The 17,157-nt window shown below is 36.2% G+C and carries 7 protein-coding genes; 2 read left to right on the forward strand and 5 right to left on the reverse strand.

The window, feature by feature from the left end; translation table 11 throughout:
* Window positions 1–714: 714 nt before the first annotated feature.
* Window positions 715–2,571 carry a T9SS type B sorting domain-containing protein gene (locus ACJJV4_RS12125; RefSeq protein ID WP_405294772.1) on the forward strand — a complete coding sequence of 619 codons (1,857 nt, stop codon included), beginning with the start codon at window positions 715–717 and terminating at the stop codon, window positions 2,569–2,571.
* Between the two features lie 59 nt (window positions 2,572–2,630).
* On the opposite strand, the gene ACJJV4_RS12130 is transcribed toward ACJJV4_RS12125, so the two are convergent.
* The 4 genes from ACJJV4_RS12130 to ACJJV4_RS12145 form a co-directional block, all read right to left on the reverse strand.
* On the reverse strand, window positions 2,631–5,534 hold the full coding sequence (locus ACJJV4_RS12130) for a PQQ-dependent sugar dehydrogenase (protein ID WP_405294774.1): 2,904 nt from the start codon (window positions 5,532–5,534) through the stop codon (window positions 2,631–2,633).
* 32 nt (window positions 5,535–5,566) lie between these two features.
* A complete protein-coding gene (locus ACJJV4_RS12135) occupies window positions 5,567–11,341 on the reverse strand; it encodes a LamG-like jellyroll fold domain-containing protein (RefSeq protein ID WP_405294776.1) in 5,775 nt (1,924 codons plus the stop codon).
* Between the two features lie 242 nt (window positions 11,342–11,583).
* Window positions 11,584–13,926 (reverse strand): penicillin-binding protein 1C, encoded by a 2,343-nt coding sequence (pbpC, locus tag ACJJV4_RS12140; RefSeq protein WP_405294778.1) that lies wholly within the window; start codon window positions 13,924–13,926, stop codon window positions 11,584–11,586.
* Window positions 13,927–14,001: 75 nt separating this feature from the next.
* Window positions 14,002–14,304 carry an antibiotic biosynthesis monooxygenase family protein gene (locus ACJJV4_RS12145; protein ID WP_405294780.1) on the reverse strand — a complete coding sequence of 101 codons (303 nt, stop codon included), beginning with the start codon at window positions 14,302–14,304 and terminating at the stop codon, window positions 14,002–14,004.
* 117 nt (window positions 14,305–14,421) lie between these two features.
* On the opposite strand from ACJJV4_RS12145, the gene ACJJV4_RS12150 reads away from it, so the two are divergent.
* Complete coding sequence (locus ACJJV4_RS12150; RefSeq protein WP_405294782.1) at window positions 14,422–16,254, forward strand: T9SS type B sorting domain-containing protein; 1,833 nt, start codon at window positions 14,422–14,424, stop codon at window positions 16,252–16,254.
* Window positions 16,255–16,267: 13 nt separating this feature from the next.
* On the opposite strand, the gene ACJJV4_RS12155 is transcribed toward ACJJV4_RS12150, so the two are convergent.
* Window positions 16,268–17,029 (reverse strand): UDP-2,3-diacylglucosamine diphosphatase, encoded by a 762-nt coding sequence (locus ACJJV4_RS12155; protein ID WP_405294784.1) that lies wholly within the window; start codon window positions 17,027–17,029, stop codon window positions 16,268–16,270.
* Between the last annotated feature and the right edge of the window lie 128 nt (window positions 17,030–17,157).

Here is a 17,157-nt window from a genome sequence, read left to right on the forward strand (position 1 = left end):
GTATGGTTTTTGTATAGGTCTGTTTTTTTGAAAAACACAAGCATTATAAATTCTAATTTTATAATATAGCCAGACCATTGTTTTTTAAACAAAAAAACCAACAACTTAAACTAAGCTATTATCATATCTAAAAACCTCATATTAGGGCTCATTCTTTCTTGTTTTTTAATAACTAAATTACATGCTCAACTTGGATTTTGCAATGGAAACTCAGGCGATCCTATTTTTACAGAATCTTTTGGTTCTGGAATATCAAATAATGCTTTACCCTCTGGAGTAACAACATATTCTTATTCTAATGGATTTCCTAGTGATGGTTTTTACACCGTATCTAATGGTACTTTCGGTAATGGTTTTGATTGGCACCAAATAGAAGATCACACAGATTCTGATTTTAACGGTAAATGTTTAATTGTAAATGCAGCCACGGCTCCTGGCGAGTTTTATAAAACCACTATTACTGGGCTATGTGAAAATACCACATACGAGTTTTCGGCATGGTTAATAAATTTAGTAAGAGCTAATAGTTTTTGTTCAACACAAGCAGGAGGAACAATCCCGATTAATGTAAGTTTTGAAATTTGGGATGCCACCGATGCTAATTTACTAGCTAGTGGTATTACAGGTGGAATTACTGAAACCTCTAGCCCAAATTGGGAAAAGTACGGTTTAGTTTTTGAAACGCTTGCATCTCAAAATACGGTAATATTAAAAATGATAAATAATGGTGTTGGTGGCTGTGGTAATGATTTAGCTATTGATGATATTGAATTTAAATCTTGTGGAGATTATGTTACAACTACAGAAACATCAAATAGTAGTACGGTAAGTTTATGCAGTACCGAAACGCCATATAACACAACATTAACGGCTACGCCAGATTTTTCGGTTTATAGTGCTCATTTTTATCAGTGGCAAGTAAGCTTGGATGGTGTAATTTGGAATGATATTGTTGGGGAAACAAATGCGTCGATTTCTGTATCAATTTCAACAACGAGTTATTATCGAACAAAAATTGCACAAGTGGCAATTAATTTAAGTAATCCTCAATGCGTATCATTTTCTACAGAATATAAAGCAGAAGTTGCTGTTCTACCAGCAATGCCAACTATTTCATGCTGGCAAACAGCAACAATAAATAATACCACATGCGCTTGGGATGTTACAGGAACGCAACCTGTACAGCCAAGTTTAGAGTGTTGGCAGAGTGCTACTTTTAATACAGCAACTTGTTCATGGGATATAACAGGGTCACAGGCTATAGCGCCAACAACAGCTTGTTATGAAATTGCTACATTTAATAATACCACATGCGCTTGGGATGTTACAGGAACGCAACCTGCACAGCCAAGTTTAGAGTGTTGGCAGAGTGCTACTTTTAATACGGCAACTTGTTTATGGGATATAACAGGGTCACAGGCTATAGCGCCAACAACAGCTTGTTATGAAATTGCTACATTTAATAATACAACATGTGTTTGGGATGTTACAGGAACACAACCTGCGCAGCCAAGTTTAGAGTGTTGGCAGAGTGCTATTTTTAATACGGCAACTTGTTCATGGGATATAACAGGGTCACGGGCTATAGCGCCAACAACAGCTTGTTATGAAATTGCTACATTTAATAATACAACATGTGTTTGGGATGTTACAGGAACACAACCTGCACAGCCAAGTTTAGAGTGTTGGCAGAGTGCTATTTTTAATACGTCAACTTGTTCATGGGATATAACAGGATCACAGGCCTTAGCGTCAACAACAGCTTGTTATGAAATTGCTACATTCAATAATACAACATGTGCTTGGGATGTAACGGGAACACAACCTGCAGAACCTAGTTTAGAGTGTTGGGAAACCACAACATTTAATACCACAACTTGTAATTGGGATATTTTGGGAGTGCAACCAGGATTTACTTTCGAAGATGATTTGGTGCTGTGTGAGTTTCAAACTTTAGTTTTAAATCCAGAAACCACTATTGTAGACCCTTTATATCTTTGGAGTACTGGTGAAACTACGGAAACGATAAGTATTGATACTTCAGGCCGTTTTTCTGTTGAAATTACGGGAAGTGTTTGTAATTATGAAACTAGAGTTTTTAATGTTTCCGTTGAAGAAACGCCTGTTATTGAGTCCATAATATCAAATGGAAATGATATTATTATTTCAACCTTAAATACGGGTAACTTTCTATATTCTATTGATGGTAATATTTTTCAGCCAAGTTCTAGTTTTTATAATATTGAAGGCGGGCTCTACACTATTTATATTAAACCTCAGGACTGTTCAGGTATGGCTACTCAGGAGTATCTTCATTTTTATATTCCTAAATTTTTTACGCCTAATAATGATGGATATAATGATAGCTTTAAATTATCGGGTATTGAGCAGTATGGTGAATCAGAAGTATCTATTTTTGATCGGTATGGTAAATTATTAAAATTCACAAGAAATGGCTCTTTTGAATGGGACGGTACTTTTAATAGCAACGAATTATCTACGGGAGATTATTGGTACATAATTATTATAGATGGACAAAAATTGTCAGGCCATTTCTCTTTAAAGCGATGACAAAAAAAATCCTCAACACCAAAAAGGTATTGAGGACTTTTATTTCGAGTTGTTTAAAACTACATTTTTATAAGCTTTTTGGAAGCTAATGTTTTATTTCCTTCTTGTATTCTAATAAAATAAACCCCTGAATTCAATTGATTTAATCCATCAAGAGTAATTCTATTTTGTGAATTAAATGCAGATTCCTGCTTTATCGTTCTACCTTGTAAATCGAATAAACTTATTGTTAGTTCTGCATAATTATATGCAGATGGTAATTTAACCACAACGTTGTCTTTTATTGGGTTAGGATATATAGAAATACTTTCTAAAGCAATATCTGTGGCAGATAAGGTGTTGTCCTCTAAGTTAATAGTGTAATCTTCAACTTCCGAAGAGTTTTCATCGTTATTAACTATTCCGCAAGGTTCATTTCCTCCATAAGGTGTATAATATTGCATCATTGCAACACGCATTCTTGCTGTTCCTATAGTAATATTTGAAGGTACTGTAAATTGAAACGAACGTGTTGTTTGGTCATAAGGAGATAAATCTGTTCCTGCTACAGTTCCTGCAACGAATTCGTCAGTATCTGCAAAATCGCCATCTCCATTATAATCTATCCATACACCAAACCCGGCGGTTTTCCAACTGTCTCCAGGAATAGACTTATCAATATTTATGGTGTATGTTTCAGAAGCGGTTAATGTTGTCGAATATGCTGTAAAATCGGTATATGTAGATCCGTTAGAACTATTATTTATAGATTCAAGTTCTACTCTTGTAATATGGTGATTATCGCTATTTACAATACCAAAAGTATCACAGTAATCAATGTCTGTTGTAGTGAAAGTTTCCGTTGCACTATAGGCAGATTCAGAAGCGCCACAATCACTACTAATTTCTAACTCATAATTAGTTAATAAGCTTAAACCGGTTAATGTTATAGCGTTATTAATGGTGTTTATGGTGGTCCAAGCGCCTGCTTCTTCACGATATCTTACATTAAAGCTTACATCCTCAATGTTATCCCAAGTTACATTTGCAAAATTAGAACCTGAAATTATAGATATGTTAGTTGGTATAGATAAAGTATTAACAGTTACATTTTGTGTTGTAGTGTCGCTATTTGTACCATCATTAAAAAGCCATGTAATTACTCCAGATTCTCCTGAAGAATAGGTAAGCGGGTCTGTTGTAGTTGCTGTAATTTCAACACAAGCATTATTAATTAAGGTTGGTGCTGTAACGGTTACTTCACAGTTACTAACAACATCTTCTAGAGTAGGTGTTGTAAACGGGTTAGGACTAGCATTAGCGTTTACGGTAACCATAGCGCTACATCTACTTTCGTTACCATCGTTATCGGTAGCAGTTAACCAAACCGTTTGCGTTGTGCCAACGTGAGAACAGTCGAAAGTGTCTTTGTCTAGAGTGATGGAAGCTAATCCAGCAGTTCCTCCAGTAGAGCCATTATCAATATCACTTGCTAATAAATTACCGTTTCCATCAGCATCTAAAGTTAAAATGAAATCTTGACAACTAGCAACAGGTGGATTTGTAACCTGTGTACCTAAATAATTAATTTTTATTATGGTTCCGCCGTTTTCAATAGAAACATTACTTTCTGATGAAGGTCCAGATGTACCACCACTGTTATCGGTAATAGCATAAATTGTTAAACCATCTGGTGAGATCGCAATATCTCTATAACGATCGTTAGACGAATGAAATTCTTCATAAGTATCATCAACAATATCACTACCATCGGCAGTTAGTTTAGCTCTGTAAATAGTTCCTTTTTTTAATGAAGGAATAAGTAAGGAACGTCCCCAACCAGGTATATTATTAGTTTCATGAATATCGATTCCAGAAGGAGCAATTGTTGGCCAAGTAAACCATCCGCCAGCAGGATCTGTTGCAATTGTGCTTCCATAAGTTCCAATTGGTGGTTCAAAATTAGCAGGGACATCATTAGCCGTTGGATACGATTCGTATTCTGTGGCTGTTTCTGCTCCACTTGGGCAGTTGTGATCACTAAAGCTGCCTGCGTTGCAAGATCCTCCTAGAGACGACCAATTACAGTATGTGTAGGCTAAATTATCGTAATAACCAGCAATTTCTGGCCAACCATAATTTTGAGCCGATTTAATAACGTTTATTTCATCGTCTACTTTTGCCCCGTGCTCAGAAGCGTAAAGTGTGCCGTCTTTTGCAAAAATAATACCTTGTGCATTTCTATGTCCGTAAGTGTTAACGTGACTTTGCACACCGTTTAGAATAGGGTTATCCGATGGAATTGTACCGTCTAGGTTTAGTCTTAGTGTTTTCCCTGGGTAATTGTCGTAATCTGTTGGGGAAGTCGGTAATACTTGAGATAATACTGGGTTACAAGAATAATCGAACTGGTTTGCACCTTGATCACCAATAGTGTAATATAGTTTGTAATCTGGACCAATTATTAAACGTCCAGAGTTGTGGTCACCACTAGCCGGTAAGCCTTCAAGTAGAGTTCCATTTGCATCTAAAGACGTATCTTCTGTTAATACGCCTGTGCTATGGTTGTAAACCAATCTAACAAATCTAAGTTTAAGTCCAGAGTTTTCGTAAGAGTAAGCTGCGTAAACGTAGTTGTTAGTTGTAGTAGCTATATTGGCGTACAAGTCGGGATGGATTGCCATACCCATTAATCCGCCTTGTTTAGAGTTAGCGACTTTACTGCTTAAATCTATTAAAGTTTCAATAGCGCCACCTGTTGTACTAATACGTACAATTTTTTCGCCAACGCGCTCGGTGAGCCAAAGTTTATCATCGGGACCATAGGTTATTTCCCATGGAAAGTCAAAAGCAAAATCGGCAGTTAATGTTGTGGTTTCCCAGTCGGAACCTGCTGTTGTTGCTGTAGATAAAGGGGTCATGTTACCTTGAGAAAAGGCCACACTAAAGCCTGCCAAAAAAAGACCAAGTAATTTTTTTTTCATATTAGTTTAGGGTAATAAAAATTGATTAGCTATTAATTAATGATCATCTTCTTAGTTATTGTTGAATGATCGGTTTCAATCGTAAATATATAAATACCTAAAGCTAAATTAGCCGGAAGTGTAATATTTTTATCAGATGAATTAATAACCTCGTTCAATACACTTTGCCCTAATATGTTATTTCCAGTAATTTTTTCTATTGAAGCGTTGTTTGGATTTGTAATATGTAACGCTGTGTTATCATAATATACGCCAACAGCATTTTGAGCGATTTCATTATCCGAAACACTTAGTGTATTTACTTGTTTGGCAAATACAATTTCAAATCTATTAGCAGTAATGCCTTGTTCAACCGAAGTTGTATAGGTAGGGTTTTCTAATAAATCATGATAGGTTTCCGTTAAATTATCTTTTAAATATAATTCAAAACCTTCTGTAGGATATTTTAATTCGGCTAAACTAATAACAATCTCTCCTGCTGTTTTTGTTTTTACAGAAAGAGGTAAAGTTGTTGTTTCGGCAGGTTGATCTATACCTTGAATAACATAACTGTTTTCTCCAATCATCCAGAACATATCTTCTGCGCCTTCTTCAATTAAAGATGCATCATAACCTCTGTCAAGTTCTATAGAGGCATTTTCGTCTATAGTTGTTAGTAACTGACGCACATATCCGTTAGGCGAGTTATAGTTTACACGGAACTTGGTACGTAAATCTTCTAAGCTAGTATCTGTTGTAGCAACAGTAGATTTTTGAGCTGTTCCTCTTACAAATAAAGAGTTAGAACTACTCGCTTCGGTCATGAAAACACGTTGGCCGTTATTAAAGGTTACATCTCCATTAGAATTTGCTTTAACATAGAACCCTTGGCCTACAGGAACAAATTGAGCAGGGATTTTAGTTGCTGTACCATTTACTTGATCAACACCAACAGAAGCTACTGCAGGAGCTCCTCCAGATAAATTATAAGTGGCATACCCACCTTGATATTCTTTTAATATATGAGAACCTCCTCCATAATGTTCCCAAAAGTATAGAGCCCCATCTAAATGTGTGTTATCTGCTATAAATTGATTAGCGTCAATGGCCGATGGGTATGGGTTTCCTACTAAAGAGGCATTACCTGCATTAATAGGAAGTTCTATAATTCCGTTGTTTGGTTTTCCTTCAAACACGTAGTTTTTATCTGTTGCAATAGAACCCGTTCCTGGGCCCTTCATCGTGTAGCCTTCCCCAACTTTTAAAACACCGGTACTTTTTATTTGTTGCCAAGCGTAATAGTTAGAAAACAAGTTGTCTTCAAATTTCCAAATCCAGTAGTTTGCAATTTCTATTGGGCTAGATGTATTGTCTCCATCGTATCCACCAACAAATGATATAGCAGCAGGGTTATCTGGATCTTCACCATCTTTTAAAACACTTGCTACGGTGTACGTTTCGTCTCCATCTACAGCTGTGTTTGGATTTACAGAATGTACCGGAGAAGACCAGTAATTGTATGTGTATAGGTTTTCGGTACCTTGTTGGTCTCTTTCTATAGTTCCGGTGGCAACCAAAACACTTTCTTTGGTTTGTACTAATTGCGATTCGCCTTCTAAGTCTATTTTTCCGGCTAGGTTTAAATACCAACTATTGTTTAATTCAACATCATCATTAATTTCTAGTTCTATACCAGTATCTACAATTAAGCCTGAAGTTCCGTGATCTACAGATGTGGAAAGGCTATGTTTAACATGTACAATAGACCAAGGTTTATTGTTTATTTCGTCTGCAATATCCCAAACATCGCCATGTAACCATGTTGCTTTTGCCGACCAATTTCCTGTGGCTACAGTTTCGTATGGTAATGGTGCTGTTTGAAAGTATATGTTATGTATATTATACATTCTAGCTCCCGTACCAATATCAATTGTTGGAGTTGTTTCATCATCTACAATATCATCTTTAATGGTATCCATTTTAAAATACCTAATTAAAGATGTTCCAAAAGTATTTGCGGCGTCAATATCTAAAGGTATTATAGCTCCTTGGTTAAAGGTGCTACTTAACTCTTGATAAACCATTCTTTGTAGTTCTAATTCAGTTAATGCTTCATTAAAAACACGAACCTCGTCCATTTCCCCTTCAAAATATCTAGGATCGATTGCAGAAGCTTTACCCATTGTAAAAGGAGTGGTGTCGGCTTGTAAACCGCCAGAAATATTCGAGTTTTTTTGCTCTTCGCCATTTACATAAGTTTTAAACTTACCCGATACGCTATTATAAGTGGCTGCTATATGAACCCAAATACCTGTTGGTAACGTTGCTGGGCCTACGAGTTGATAGCTATTGGCAATAACTCTTAATTTATTGGTGCTATTAATTTGTAAGTTGAAATTATCTTGCCCAATAATAAAGCGATTGCCAGAAGAGCCTGGTTCAAGTTTTACCCAGGCCATTAAAGTTGCATTGGAAAGCGATCCAAGAATAGAAATATCCTCTACATAATCATTTCTACCATCGAAGAAAAGCGTATAGCTACCATCTAAATCTCTTGGAGATCCGTAAACTGTATTGTCTGTATCGAAAGCGTCTAGTATACCATCATTATCGGCATCTCCAGAACCATCGATAATACCATCGTTATCGGCATCTAAATGTGCATAAATTTGCGTTGTGTCTATATCACTACCGTTGGCAAAATTATTTGGATTATCTGCACTATCAACATCTCGAAAGTTAGGGATACCATCGCCATCATCATCAAGAGGTGTCGGGTATGTATTAGCTGTACCATGATCATCATCATCATTATCAAAATCGTTACCATCGGCAGGACTTAAAATACCATCGCCATCAAAGCCATCGTCTGGAATAGCAATGCCATTAATGTCGTATAACTGTATGTCTAGTCCATCACCATTTCCATCGCCATCAGCGTCAACATCTCCTCTGTTGTCGTATTCTACAGCGTCAAAAATACCATCGTTATCAGAGTCTAAATCTAAATAATCTGCTACACCATCTCCATCGGTATCATATTTTGGATCTGATAAATCGATAGGGATTCCTAAAGGTCCTGAAAATCCGGCATCCCCAGGGTTGTTACCTGCGGCATCTTGATGGTCATATAAGTCCAAAAGCCCATTGTTATTAATGTCTACCCAAGTATTTGCTCCAGTATCATTATTAACTGTAGCATCTTTATCGGTGTCTGGCAGTTGTAATTCTACAACGTTGGGTATGCCGTCGTCGTCGTTATCTAAATCTACAGCGTCTTCAACACCATCACTATCTAAATCACATAATGTTTGTTGTACAAAAATATCATCAAGAGCTAAATCATTTCCTGCTCCACCAAAAACTTCATTACTTAATCTAACCGTAAATTGTGTGTACGTTGTATTAAAAGTAGCACTTATCTCGGTCCAGTCTCCGGTTGTGTAATTTGTTGTTGGTTGAATTGGACCGGACGACTCTGAAGCAATTATTGCTCCAGAAGGATCTAAAACTTCAATTAGTACAGATGGGCGCCCTCTGCTTCCAATGTCTGGGGCATCTGCTCTATCTAAATTTATTGCAGAAAATCCATAAGTAATATCTACTCCTGCACTAACACCTACAATAGTTTTTTCGTAAAATACTCCTGGATTGTAATCGGCATTAAACATGGCCATTCTTCCATTAGTGTCATTAGGTGTGTGGTCTACTCCAGGATACCAATATACATCAGCCCAACTTGCAACTTCTCCAATAGGGGTTTGGTTTGTACCATCACCATTAGATGCTTTATAATATACAGCATATTCACCATCATTTAAATTTGGAGAACTGTTACATGATCCTGTACCTAGACCATCTTCCCAGCAATATGTAGCCCCGTCAATAGTACCTCTACTTGTACCTGTTTCAAAATCTTCGAATAAAAAGATAACGTCTGTTGTACTTGCAATAGAATTATTTATGCAAGATACTTGTTCGTAGAGATCAGGTAATCCATCATTATCATCATCTAAGTCGATATTGTTAGGTATACCATCTCCATCGGTATCAGGAAATGTTTGTTCTCCATAGCCCTGTATAGTAAAAACATATGGACTATCTCCGGTGTCATCACTTAATATGGATACGGTTGCTGTTCTTTGCCCAATTATTGGAGCTGTTGGACTAAAACTAACTACAAAGTTTGTTGTGTTACCAGTGGCTATAACTGATGTAGATGGTTGTGTAGTTACTGTAAAGTCTGGACTTCCCGAAATACTAACAGTTGGTGTGCCTATTAAATTTAAATCTATACCTCCATTATTACTAATCGAAAACGTTTTGGTTTGTGGTATGTCGCTATAAATATCATAAACTCCAAAATCTGTATTGTTAGTTAGAGTAGGGGTTGTTGATCCATTAGCTATATTATTACCATTACCAGAAACACCTATATCTGCAGCACTAGCAGGGTCTATACCTATATTAACTAAATAATCTTCATATTCTGCTGGCCATTCTGAGCTAGTACCGCATGATGAAGGTGGTGTCCATGCTCTAATACCAACGCGCATAGCGGTTAAGCCCGTTAAAGCTGTTGCTGGTATAGTTATATTTTGTGTTGGGTATGTAGGTTGCTCTCGAGCACTAGAAACATATAAATTCTCACCAGCGTCACTAAAATCCCCATCATGATTAAAATCAATAAATACTGCCCAAAAAATTTGGTTTCTTATCCAATTAGCGTGACCACCAGATTCAATGGTTGTAGGGTATGATGCTCCTTTATAAAGTTCTAAAGCAGAGTATAAACTTGTATTATCAGAATAGCCTCCATCATTTAAAGAGCTATGATTTAAAACAAAGTTTTCGCCTGGTAAATTTACGTTTGTAAGGAATATAGAATTATTACTGCCATCTGTTGATGATGTTGTAGGTTGGCATTTGTCTAAACTGACATTAATGTTTACCGTACCTTCATCAAAATCCCCATTGGCATCATAAATTCTATATGTGAAACTATCGTTTCCTAAAAAACCTACGTTTGGAATATATTCAAAGATACCGTCGGTAGTTGTTTCGGTTACCGTTCCATTTAAAGTATTTGTTAGTAAATCAAAATCATCACCATCACTTCCATCATTGCCAATAATATCATTTACTTCTACGTTAATTTGGTTAGCTGTTCCAGATGTGCTATTCATTACAACGGAAAGACTGTCGTCCGTAGCTAAAGGGTCTGTATATGTTGCTCCAGTGATGTTTAGTGTATAATCTTCAACATCTCCTCGATAGGTTTTTGTAAAATTACAACCATCGCTTGATAATGCTCCTGCATTTCCAGAGCAAGCAGAACAATATGCTGCTTGAATTCTTAATTTAGCAGACCCAGTAGCTGCCAATGGAGATATTTCAAAACTACCCGAGATAGTATGCGTAACGTTGTTGTTTTGTGCAAAACTATTACTATAAACTTGGGTGTAATTACCATTGTTGTTATAATCAATCCAAATTCTAATTTGTACATCGCCCCAAGAAATACCTTGATTGTTACTATTAACGATTGAGAAGCTGTAAGAGCTACCTGCTGTTACCTCCGCCGATTGACCTGTGAAATTTGTATACCTAGTATTGGTATTGCTATTATTAATTCCGGTAGCAACATTGTCTCCATTAATAGTGACATTAGATATGTAATGTCCATTCCAATCTACTAAGTCATCACCTACAAGAGAAGTAATGTCATAGCTGCACTGCGCATCAATAAAATTAAAAGAGAATAAACACAAAGCAATTGCTATAATGTTTTTTAATACACTAAGTAGGTTAGAGTATAAATTTTTCATAGGGCACTATTTTATTAGCGAGGGAGCTGGTTGTTAGGGTGTGTGTTTTTTTTAAATCTGTATCCACAAAGTACACAGGTTGTTAGTGGTTTTTATTTAGTAAACTTACATTAAAAGAGAACTTAACTAATAAATTTTCGTTAGGGTGTAAATTTTCAATATTTAAAACAAAGCAAGAGTAGGTGATTTACGGTGTAAATTGCAATTAATTGGTTGTAGTAACAAAAATATCCGCTAAATGGTTATGGACTAACGGTAAAGCCTAGTTTTTTCTCGTTTCCTAGCTCATCGACAACGGTAATAATATGCTTACCAATTTTGGGGATTATTGCTATGTCGTGTATGTCTTTGGTTGTGCCTATAAACTGTTCGTCTATAGACCAATGGACATTTAGCTCTGGTCTAGAATGTGCAATTTTTAAGATTAATTCGTTGGTTTTACCATCAAAATCTTTTGGTAAGAAAATAGTATTGTTTTCTTTGGGATAAATAAAGGCGATAGAAACGGCATTTTCACCAAAGCAATCAGGCTTAAATTTGGGTAATGGTTTGTAAAAAGGATTTTTGGTTTTGTAATAATAACTCATTAGCGGAGGCAATACAAACCACGATTTATGAGTAATGTTGCTTACAGCCTCACAAGATGAATTAACTTGGTAGTTTTCATCTTTATCCAAATGAATTAAAACATGATAAGGGCAAGGTTCGGTTTTTAAACCAGAAAGTTGAATAAATTTTTGTTCGATATCCTTACAGTTTTGCGAAGCTCTGTGTCCGCTTTGTTTGCAAAGGCCTACTTCCTTCATTTCGTCGAAGGGTTTAGAAAACCACTCGCTATTTGGTAAGGCTTCAAAAACATCAAACATTATGGGTGCTGCCGCTTGTACACCAACTAAACCTGGGCGGCCTTCGCCATCGGCATTTCCAACCCAAACACCTACTACGTAATCTTTTGTAGAGCCTATGGCCCAAGCATCTCTAAAACCAAAACTGGTGCCTGTTTTCCATGCTACTTGCTTCGAATTATCGAAAAACTCCCAGCTCTCGTCGCTTTCAGGTCTATTAACGTCCTTTAAACTTTGGTAAGTAAGGTAAGTAGAAGCGGCATCGAATAATGTTTTTTCGGTTGTGGTTTTTCCGAAGTTAATGGTTTTTGAAGCTAAAAAGGTGGGGTCGCAAAATTCGTTTGAAAAATAAGTGCTCGAATTTTCAGAAAAATGATTTAATGTGGAAGATAGCGCGGCATAACTTTTACATAAATCCCAAAGATTACTTTCTGCACCACCAAGTATAAGCGATAAACCGTAATGGTTAGCATTGTATTTTAAGTCTTTTAGTTTTAGAAATTTTAAATATTGATAAAAACGATCTAAGCCAAATTCTTGTAGCATTCTTACTGCGGGAACGTTTAACGAACGTGATAATGCCCGACTTGCGGGTACGGCACCATCGTAAGTTTTATTGTAGTTTTCTGGGTTGTAGCTTCCGTATTGTGTGGGTACATCGGCTACTAATGTGTTGGGAAGCAAATCGCCAGCATCTAGCATAGCGGTGTAAAGAAAAGGTTTTAAAATACTGCCTGTACTTCGTGGTTTATCAATAATATCTACATCTTTTTGGTGTGCTTTATCGGTTGGAGTATTACCTACATAAGCGAGTACTTGTCTTGTTTTTACATCTAAAACCAAAACGGCTGCGTTGTAAATTTCATTTTGGCTTAGTTTATTGTAATGGTTTTTTACAAGGTAGTTAACGCGGTTTTGCAATTTAACATCAATAGTAGTTTGTACGCGTGCTCCTAGTTGCGTTTGTGCTACTTTTTGCAATAAGTGAGGTGCTTTTTGAGGTAGAGCATACGGTTTTTGTGGTAAGTCTTCGGCGACAGAAAGCTCATAAGTAAGCGTATCTATTTTAGAGTGTTCTAGAAGTTTTTTTAATAGTCGGTTTCGTTTTTTTAATAAGCGTTCTTGGTTTTTTCCTGGGTAAATTAAACTTGGCGCATTTGGCAATACGGCCAATGTTGCGCTTTCTGCCCATGATAGGTTATTAGAGTTTCTGTTAAAATACCGCCATGATGCCGCATCTAGACCTACTACATTTCCCCCGAAAGGGGCATTGCTAGCATAATAGGTTAATATGTGTTTTTTAGAGGTAGATAGTTCTAGGCGTGTAGCTTGTATAATTTCAATAATTTTTTCGAAATAGGTTCTATTTTTGCCTTTACGCGCTAAGCGAATTACTTGCTGTGTAATAGTGCTTCCGCCTCGTTTTATACCTCCAGATTTTAAGTTTTCTTTTAAAGCCTTAAAAATGGAAACGGGATTAAAACCGGGGTGTTTATAGAAATATTCGTCTTCAAATTCAACAATACAAGTTTTAAATTTATGGGGTATGGTATCGTTGTGCGGAAAGCGCCATTGACCATCTTTTGCAATTTGTGCGCCAAGCAATTCGTTATTAGAACTGGTAATTACGGTGGCCGTTGGGTCTTTAAATAGCGGGTTTGGTAAACAGAAATAATAGGCTACCAAAACGATTGCTGCTATTACCGATTTTATTTTATGTTGCTTTATGTAGTTTAACATGGTCATCACTTAAATTATATACTCTAAGCGTTATTGGTTTAGATGTAAATTTGCATAATTTTATGATGTTTTTTTTTATTGAAAACTATACTCACGTTCTACTTTGCAAATTTTTACATTATACCAAGCATACCATTTGTTTTTACCTTTTTGTTGAGCTTCTAAATGATCGGTTTGTGCTTTCCAGTTTTTTATGGCGTCTAGATTTTTCCAATAGCTTACGGTAATGCCAATATGGTTTCGTGCGCTGTCTATGCCTAAAAAGCCATCTTGCTTTTTTGCTAAGGCTTCCATTTTTTCGGCCATATCATTATAGTCTTCAGTATTTTTGTTCAAAGCCGATGTGAAAATAACTGAATAATAAGGTAAATGGTTCATTATAGCGGAATTTAGTAAATTGTAGTGCTTTTTTTTACTAATATAGCTATTCGTACTATTTAAACACGCATCACATAAAAAAGTTAGGGTATCAAAAAAGAACTTATCATATTATTTATGTTTTTTCTCGGTGCAAAATCTCAGGCGCAATTGGGGTTTTGCGGAGGTAACTCTGGCGATCCTATATTTACAGAAACCTTTGGAGTAGGCACAAGTAATGCTCCGTTACCAGCAGGAACAACAAGTTATACTTTTGCTAGTGGGCAGCCTAACGATGGGTTTTACACGTTGTCGAGTAGTACAAATTGGTTTGGTTGGCACAATATTGGCGACCATACACCAGGCGATACTAATGGCCGGAATTTAGTTATTAATGCCGATTATACTTCTGGTGAATTTTATAGAACAGCCATTAGCGGTTTGTGTGAAAACACCACGTATGAGTTCTCGGCTTGGATGATAAATTTATTACCAACCAACCATAGTTGCGGTGCAGGTATACCCATAAATGTGAAATTCGAAATTTGGGATAGCACAGATACTCAATTATTGGCGAGTGGAGATACCGGAGATATTTACGGAACTTCTAGCCCAAATTGGCAACAATATGCTTTAGTTTTTCAATCTAAACCTGGGCAAACTGCTATTATTCTCAAAATGCTTAATAATGGTGTTGGTGGCTGCGGAAACGATTTGGCTATAGACGATATTGTTTTTAAAACTTGCGGAGATACTATTATTATAGAAGATACTTTAAATGAAACTCATGTTGAGTTTTGTGAAGATAGTGCACCGTTTTCAACGGAGTTAATTGTAACGCCCGATTTTTCAATTTTCTCTAGTCATTTTTATCAGTGGCAAGTAAGTGTTGATGGTGTAAATTGGATAGATGTTGTTGGCGAAAATACCGATAGATATAGCACGCCACCGCTTTTTAGTACCACTTACTATAGGGTTAAAGTGGCAGAAGATGCTATTAATTTAACTAATGATTCTTGTAACTCTACTTCCGATATTTTTGAGATTCAAATTATTCCGCAACCCAATGCGCCAACTAGTAATGGCGATATTATGGTTTGCGAAAATGATACTACACCACTAAGTGTTAGCGTGCCCTTTGGTGTTATGGTTAATTGGTATAGCGCGGCAACCGGTGGTACATTACTAAAAGCAAATAGTACAACATTTAATACTACAGACAACGGAACGTATTATGCAGAAGCTGAAACCGATATAGGAAGTTGCATTTCTAGCACGCGAACAGCGGTAAGTATAAATTTTTATGAAATTCCGTATTTTGAAGATGAAACCCTGTTGTTTTGCGAAAGTGAAACTATAGATTTACATGCCGATACTGATATTGCAACGGCTACTTTTTTATGGAATACAGGTGCTACGCAAGAAGTTATAACTGTAGATCAGGCCGGGATTTATACCGTAAATATTACTAATGAAAGCTGTACGGTTACAAAAACGATAACGCTTTCGCGGATAGATTTACCAATAATAGAATCTGTGGAATCTGTTGGAAGAAGCCTAGTGATAGCAACTGCAAATATGGGCGATTTTTTATATTCTATTAATGGGAATATATTTCAGCCAAATCCTGTTTTTACAAATGTTGATGGTGGTAGTTATACCGTTTATGTGAAACACCAAAATTGTGATACTTTGGTAACGAGCTCATTTATTCACTTTTTTATTCCGCAGTTTTTTACACCAAATGGTGATGGCGTGCATGATGAATTTGATTTGAAAGGCATTGAGTTTTATCAAACATCACAAGTCTCTATTTTTAATAGATATGGTAAACTTTTAAAATTCTCGAAAAATGCCGCATTTTCATGGGATGGGTTATTTGCGGGAGAACTTTTAGAAACAGGCGATTACTGGTATGTTATTAGTATAAACGAACAGCAATTTACAGGACATTTTACTTTAAAGCGCTAAAAAAAGAGTGTTACTATTTTAACTCGAAGGTTTTTAGTTCAAGTTGTTCACCATCGAAAACACCATAGGTAAAATATTGAATCCAATCTCCAATGTTTAAATAACTAGAGTTGTTACTTAAATCAATATGCATTGGTAAGTGTCGGTGTCCAAAAATAAAGTAATCACGATGTTTGTCTTCTAATTTTCGTTTGGCATATTGTACAAGCCATTCATTTTCTTCGCCTAAAAATTTAGCATCGTCGTCGCCAGAAATAAGTTTATTTTTAACCGATAAATATTGGGCAATACCAACACCTATATCTGGATGTAGCCATCTAAATAGCCATTTAAAAACCGGATTGGTAAACACTTTTTTCATACGTTTATAACCTTTATCATGTGGGCCTAAACCATCACCATGCCCAATAAAAAAAGTTTTATTATTAAAAACAAATTCTTTTGGTTTATGGTAAACGGGAATGTTAAGTTCTTCTTCAAAATAGCCATCCATCCAAAGGTCGTGGTTACCCACAAAATAATGTATTGGTATTCCAGAGTCCGATATTTCGGCAAGCTTTCCTAAGGTTCTTGTAAAACCCTTTGGTACTACGGTTTTGTATTCAAACCAAAAGTCGAATAAATCGCCTATTAAAAATATTACAGCTGCATCATGTTTAATCTCGTCTAGCCAAGCCACAAATCTTTTTTCACGTGGGTAAGAAGCTTCTTTTGTGGGAGCTCCTAAATGGTTGTCTGAGGCGAAATATATTTTTTTTCCTTTTGGAATTTGCATGCTGTAAATATAACTTTTTTAGGCGGAAAAATGGTTCTTTGTATTTTGGTAATTCGCTTTTTAAAACTACTGAAGTGCAGATTGAGTGGCTTGTTTAAGCACTCGGCTTAAGTGGGAAATATAGTAAA

Origin of the sequence: Algibacter sp. Ld11 (genome assembly GCF_045066735.1) — a bacterium.
GTDB lineage: Bacteria > Bacteroidota > Bacteroidia > Flavobacteriales > Flavobacteriaceae > Algibacter.